The sequence below is a fragment of the Nonomuraea deserti genome, assembly GCF_004348685.1.
Taxonomy (GTDB): Bacteria; Actinomycetota; Actinomycetes; order Streptosporangiales; family Streptosporangiaceae; genus Nonomuraea; species Nonomuraea deserti.
In genome coordinates this window covers 1-5,181 of the sequence record NZ_SMKO01000332.1, presented here as the reverse complement: position 1 = coordinate 5,181, position 5,181 = coordinate 1, and the positions used below count along the sequence as shown (strand labels likewise).

At 72.9% G+C, this 5,181-nt stretch carries 5 protein-coding genes and 1 pseudogene; 5 read left to right on the top strand and 1 reads right to left on the bottom strand.

Features of this window, described 5'->3' with window-relative positions; genetic code table 11:
- The first annotated feature begins 69 nt into the window (after positions 1–69).
- From E1292_RS49315 to E1292_RS49290, 5 genes are all read left to right on the top strand, one after another.
- On the top strand, positions 70–324 hold the full coding sequence (locus E1292_RS49315) for a cation:proton antiporter regulatory subunit (protein WP_246091029.1): 255 nt from the start codon (positions 70–72) through the stop codon (positions 322–324).
- Between the two features lie 112 nt (positions 325–436).
- The gene (gene purB / locus E1292_RS49310; RefSeq protein ID WP_132606709.1) at positions 437–1,867 is read left to right on the top strand and encodes an adenylosuccinate lyase; all 1,431 of its coding nucleotides are present in this window, start codon (positions 437–439) and stop codon (positions 1,865–1,867) included.
- Positions 1,864–2,838 carry a GNAT family N-acetyltransferase gene (locus E1292_RS53220; protein WP_220447452.1) on the top strand — a complete coding sequence of 325 codons (975 nt, stop codon included), beginning with the start codon at positions 1,864–1,866 and terminating at the stop codon, positions 2,836–2,838. Before purB ends, E1292_RS53220 begins: the two co-directional genes overlap by 4 nt.
- Before the next feature lie 414 nt (positions 2,839–3,252).
- Positions 3,253–3,669 (top strand): PPOX class F420-dependent oxidoreductase, encoded by a 417-nt coding sequence (locus E1292_RS49295; protein ID WP_132606708.1) that lies wholly within the window; start codon positions 3,253–3,255, stop codon positions 3,667–3,669.
- Positions 3,670–3,928: 259 nt separating this feature from the next.
- Positions 3,929–4,909 (top strand): DUF4037 domain-containing protein, encoded by a 981-nt coding sequence (locus E1292_RS49290; protein ID WP_342775783.1) that lies wholly within the window; start codon positions 3,929–3,931, stop codon positions 4,907–4,909.
- A 57-nt stretch (positions 4,910–4,966) separates the two neighbouring features.
- On the opposite strand, the pseudogene E1292_RS52060 reads toward E1292_RS49290, so the two are convergent.
- A pseudogene (locus E1292_RS52060) lies at positions 4,967–5,181 on the bottom strand (SRPBCC family protein); the annotation flags it as partial.

Sequence of the window (5,181 nt, the reverse complement as noted above, 5' to 3'; positions counted from 1 at the left end):
CCCCGACCCCGACCCCGACCCTGGCACCGGCCCTGGCCGAGCGGCCGACACGAGAGGAGAACCCGCGCAGTGGACATCACTCACGCCACCGTCCCCGGCAGCGGCACCGTCCACCACTACGACACGAGGCGAGGAGATCACGTCGGCGTCATGGTCTTCGACGACGGGCGGCGCGCCCTGATGTTCTACGACCGGGCCGACGCCGACACGGCGTCGCATGTGGTGGAGCTGGACGACGACGAGGCGACTGGGTCGCCGAGCTGCTGCACAGCCGTTCGCTGGCCGATCGACTGGCGGTCGTGGAGCGGCGCCTGGCCGAGCTGACCGGTAAGCGCTTGTGACGCCGGGCGGCCGGCCGCCCCATGGGTGGTTCGTGGCGGGCACGGTGCCCCCTGCGCGCCCGGCGGGGGCGGGCGTGTGAATACACTTGTCGAACGTGACTGCCAAGCCGCGTATCCCCGATGTCCTGGCCGCTCGGTATGCCTCGCCCGAGCTGGCCCGCCTGTGGTCCGCCGAATACAAGATCGTCGCTGAGCGGCGGTTGTGGCTCGCGGTGCTGCGCGCGCAGGCCGAGCTGGGCGTGATGGTGCCCGAGGAGGCCATCGCCGACTACGACAAGGTGGTCGACCAGGTCGATCTGGCCTCGATCGCGGCGCGCGAGCGGGTGACCCGGCACGACGTCAAGGCGCGCATCGAGGAGTTCAACGCGCTGGCCGGGCACGAGCAGGTGCACAAGGGCATGACCTCGCGCGACCTGACGGAGAACGTCGAGCAGCTGCAGGTGCGCGACAGCCTCCTGCTGGTACGCGACCGCACGGTGGCGCTGCTGGCCCGCCTGGCCCGCCTGGCCGCGGTGCACCAGGCCACGGTGGTCGCCGGCCGCTCGCACAACGTGGCCGCCCAGGCCACCACCCTGGGCAAGCGCTTCGCGACGGCGGCCGACGAGCTGCTCGTGGCCTACGGGCGGCTGGAGGAGCTGATCGGCCGCTACCCGCTGCGCGGCATCAAGGGCCCAGTGGGCACCGCCCAGGACATGCTCGACCTGCTGGGCGGCGACCGCGGCAAGCTCGCCGGGCTGGAGGAGCGGGTGGCCGCGCATCTGGGGTTCGCGCACCGGTTCACCAGCGTGGGCCAGGTCTACCCGCGCTCGCTCGACTACGAGGTGGTCACCGCGCTGGTGCAGCTGGCGGCGTCGCCGTCCTCGCTGGCCAGGACGATCCGGCTGATGGCCGGGCACGAGCTGGTCACCGAGGGGTTCAAGGAGGGCCAGGTCGGCTCGTCGGCGATGCCGCACAAGATGAACACCCGCTCCTGCGAGCGCGTCAACGGCCTGACGGTCGTGCTGCGCGGCTACGCCTCCATGGTGGGGGAGCTGGCGGGTGACCAGTGGAACGAGGGCGACGTGTCCTGTTCGGTGGTGCGCCGCGTGGCGTTGCCGGACGCGTTCTTCGCCTTCGACGGGCTGGTGGAGACGATGCTGACGGTGCTGGACGAGTTCGGGGCGTTCCCCGCGGTGATCTCGGCCGAGCTCGACCGCTACCTGCCGTTCCTGGCGACGACGAAGATGCTGATGGCGGCGGTGCGCGCCGGGGTGGGGCGCGAGCAGGCGCACGAGCTGATCAAGGAGCACGCCGTGGCGGCGGCGCTGGAGATGCGCTCGCACGGAGCGGCCAACGACCTGCTCGACCGGCTGGCCGCCGACGAACGGTTCCCGCTCGGCCGCCCCGCGCTGGAAGAGCTGCTGGCCGACCGGGTGTCGTTCACGGGCGCGGCCGGCGACCAGGTGACGGCGGTCGTGCGGCAGGTGGACGAGGTCGTGGCGGAGCATCCGGAGGCGGCCGCGTACCGCCCCGGCGCCATCCTGTGATCCGCGAGCTCCGCTGCGCGGCCGACGTGCGGGCGGCCTGCGGGGACGACGACCTGGTGGTGTGGGCGGCGCAGGGGCTCCGTCACGGCGCGCGGGCGTGGGCGCTGGGCGAGGCGGTGGTGGCGGCCTGCCCGCAGGTGTCGCGGCGGGACCGGCTCGCGGTGCGGGGCGGTGCGGTGCACGCCGCCGAGCTGGTACGCCATGCGCTGGCAGAGCTGGGCCCCTCGTACCGGCCGCTGGGTGAGGCGGCGCTGATACGGGAGGTGACGGCCAGGCTGGAAGGGCTGGAGGTGGCCGGGCGGTTCTCGTGGATGAGCCTGGACACCGACGCCTTCGACCCGTCCGATCCCGGCAGCACGCCCGACGATCCGGCGGACACCATCGTCTTTCCGGGCACGCCCGTCCTTCCCGGCACGCTCGCGGCGCTCAGCACGGGCGGCGAGGTCGACATGGTCGGCCCTGTCGGCCCTGTCGGCGGTGTCGGCGGTGTCGGCGGTGTCGGCGGTGTCGGTGTGGCAGGCGGGGCAGGCGTGGGTTGTTCGGGCGAGGCCGAGGATGACGTCGAGGGCGACGTTGCGGGCGAGGTGGGCGTGGTCGGCTGGCTGGATGAAGGTGAGAGCGCGCGGGTCGCGGCGCTGCTGGCGGCCGAGGCCCCCTCCTCGTACGCGGTGCCCGGCCTGGCGGGGGTGCGGCGCTGGGCGGGCGTACGGGTCGGCGGGGAACTGGCGGCTGTGGCGGCCGACGCCTGGTCGGCGCCCACGGTGGGATTGCTGGCCGGGGTGGCGACGCGGGCCCGTCATCGCGGCAGAGGACTGGCCGGCCGGGTGTGCCGGTGGGTGTCGCGGGAGCTGGTGGCGGTCTACGGGCGGGCGGCGCTCATGGTCGACGACGACAATCCGGCGGCCATCCGGGTGTACGAGCGGCTCGGCTACCGGAGGCGGCGGGTGGCGGCGTCCCGGGCGGTGGGCTGACCCGTCGCGGCCGCCAGGAAGTGCTCGCCGATCGCCCACGCAGCAGGCGAGCATGCTGCGGGCCTCGACCTCGTGGGCGTGGGAGCAGCAGGTGCCGATCACGCAGCAGCGCCATGCGCCGCTTGTCCACCCGCCACGGCCGCTCGGCGGCGTCCCCAGCCTCATGGAGCGGCTGATCCGGCGCGGACTCCTCCGCTGGGGACCTTTCTGCGCTGTGACCGGCTTCTGGGCCCATGTCCTGTGGCTAGGGCCGTCCGCCGCCTGGTTCCCGGGTGGCTTCGCAGCGCCGAGGCGACGATGGAGGCTCACCGGCAGGGAGCGGCGGGCCGTTCCTGGAGAGTGTGCCATGCCGACACGCCGCCCGGCCTCCGCCGCACCCCATCTGAGCTGGGGAAAGATGACGGTATGGAGGTCATGACACGACAGCAGGCGATCGAGTTCCTCGCCGCCGGCACCCGTACGGGCAAACTCGCCACCGCCTCACCGGACGGCGCGCCCCACGTCGCCCCCATCTGGTTCGTCGTCGACGGCGACGACCTGGTCTTCACCACCGGCCGCGACACCCTCAAAGGCCGCCACCTGCGCGCCAATCCCCGGGCCGCGCTCGCCGTCGACCTGCAGGAATATCCCTACGCCTTCGTCACCGCCCGTGGCCCGGTCCGGTTCGAGGAGGCTCCCGACGACCTTCTGGCCTGGACCACCAGGCTCGCCGAACGCTACGTCCCGCCCGGCCGCGCTGCTGATTACGGCCGGCGCAACCTGGGCCCGGCCGAACTGTTGTGCCGTCTGCGCGCCGAACGCCTCATCGGTCAGACCGATATCGCCGTGTGAGCGATGAGCCGGCGCGAGGTCGGGCGAACGCCAGGCCGCGCGCCGATCCCGGCCGCGCGCGGCATGCAGCCGGACGAACCGTGCGAAGACCCGTTCGTGGTCGTCTTCCGCACACTCCCTTGTTCGGCGGCCGGTGACCCGTGCCGGTGGCGGCGCGGAAATTGGGGTGAGGTTCCGGCGGCACTGGTGCACAGTGGACGGCGTGATGTCCGATTTTGTACCTGGTATTGAGTTGTCGCGGGCTTTCTATCGCGAGGTGGTGGCGCCGCTGATCCCCGGGGTCACGCACAGCGCCGCGTTGATCGGGCCGGGTTCGGAGGTGCTGGAGTTCGACACCGCCCGCTCCACCGACCACGACTGGGGGCCGCGGGTGCTGCTGTTCGTGCCCGGCGAGGAGGTGGCCGGGGTGCGGGCGGCGGTGGAGGCGGGCCTGCCGGACCGGTTCGGCGGGTTCCCGACGGTGTTCGCCTATCACGGGCAGGTGCGCTGCGGGGTGACGGTGACGGAGCCGGGAGAGTGGCTGGCCGGGCGGCTGGGGTTCGACCCGAGGCAGGGGGTGTCGCTGCTGGACTGGCTGTCGGCGCCGTGGCAGAGCCTGGCGGAGGTGACGTGCGGCGAGGTCTTCCACGACGGGCTGGGCGGGCTGGAGACGGCCAGGGCGGCGCTGAGCTGGTATCCCGATGACGTGTGGCGCTACGTGCTGGCGTGCCAGTGGCGGCGGATCGCGCAGGAGGAGCCGTTTCCCGGCAGGTGCGGCGAGGTGGGCGACGAACTGGGCTCGGCCGTGGTGGGAGCGCGGCTGGCGCGGGAGGTGATGCGGCTGGCGCTGCTGCTGCGGCGGCGCTACCCGCCGTACGCCAAGTGGCTCGGCAGCGCGCTGGCGCGCATGCCGGGCTCGACCGAGCTGGGGGAGTCGCTGGGGGCGGCGCTGGCGGCCCGGTCGTGGCGTGAGCGCGAGGCGGCGCTGGCGGCGGCGTACGCGCGGGTGGCGGCGCTGCAGAACCGGACGCGGCTGGCCGGATGGCTGGATGAGGGGGTGCGCGGGTTCTACGACCGGCCGTTCCAGGTGATCGACGGGGACCGGTTCGCCGATGAGCTGATGGCGTCGGTGACGGACCCGGTGATCAAGGGGTTGCCGGTGGTGGGGTGCGTGGATCAGTTGTCGGATTCGACGGATCTGCTGGTGGCCCCGGGCCGGGCGCGGACGGTGGCGGCCGCGGCCCTGAATCTCCGCACTTGATGATCTACATTGTAAAGGAGCTGGGTCGGTGAACTCTTCTCCCAGATCTGAAAACCCTTAATCCACGAGGGCGGAGGCGAATTTTTCGACGTGGACGCGCCAGGCGTCGCGCGCGGAAGGGTCGCCGGTGTGGGTGATGATGAGGCGGGCGCCGTGGCCGGTGCCCGCGGCCAGTTCCCACCGCACGTGGCCGCCGGGGGTGTCGTATTCGAGGAGCTTGCCGCTCTCGACGCGCGTGACGGTGCCGGTGGTGAGGGCGGGCGGGGTGAACG